The organism is Lamprobacter sp., from assembly GCF_034860625.1.
Taxonomy (GTDB): domain Bacteria; phylum Pseudomonadota; class Gammaproteobacteria; order Chromatiales; family Chromatiaceae; genus Lamprobacter.
This window is the reverse complement of sequence record NZ_JAYESN010000687.1, coordinates 1-762: the sequence shown is the minus strand read 5'-3', so window position 1 is coordinate 762 and position 762 is coordinate 1. Positions and strand designations below refer to the sequence as shown.

The 762-nt window shown below is 62.3% G+C and carries 1 protein-coding gene; it reads left to right on the top strand.

What is annotated here, in order from left to right; all coding sequences use genetic code 11:
* The coding region (locus VBE63_RS30770; protein WP_323686740.1) for a DNA translocase FtsK at positions 1–448 on the top strand (448 nt) is incomplete at its 5' end.
* Positions 449–762 lie beyond the last annotated feature (314 nt).

Below are 762 nucleotides of genomic sequence, written 5' to 3'. Positions count from 1 at the left end.
ACGCACCGTGCTCGATCAGATGGGCGCCGAGCACCTGCTGGGCCATGGCGACATGCTCTACCTGCCGCCCGGTGGCAGCATCTCGCAGCGCGTTCATGGCGCCTTCGTTGACGACCACGAGGTGCATAAGGTGGTCGACTTCCTCAAGCAGCAGGGGACGCCCGACTACATCGAGAATATCCTGCAAGAACCCTCCGATCATCTCCCTGGCATCGACCCGGAACCCAAGGGCGGCGGCGATGTCGAGGACCAAGACCCACTGTTCGACGAGGCGGTGCAGATCGTCGTCGAGAGTCGACGCGCCTCGATCTCCGGCGTGCAGCGGCGGCTGAAGATCGGCTACAACCGCGCCGCGCGCATGATCGAGGAGATGGAGCGTATCGGCGTCGTCGGCCCCGCCGAGACCAACGGTAACCGCGAAGTGCTCGCGCCCCCACCACAGGACTGAATCTCGTGATCAATAGAGATAAAATCGACCGCTCTAGCCGGGCTGGAGGCTCTAGCTGGATAGAAGGCTCCAGCATGGCTCATCCAAATCTTCACCAGCTGCACCAGCGGACATCTCGCTGCAGCGCCGGTGCAGGCGCGCGCCATGGCTGCACACAGCAGCAGAACGGAAGCTCGCTAGCATCAGCAAAAATGCAGTCAGCACAGAGGCAACTAGCACAGAGGCCAAAGAGTCCTGCCCGAAAAAGCGGGGCTGTCACAAGCGCTCTCGGCGTGATGCTCGTCGCGCTCCTACTGACTCTCTTCTGGACACCG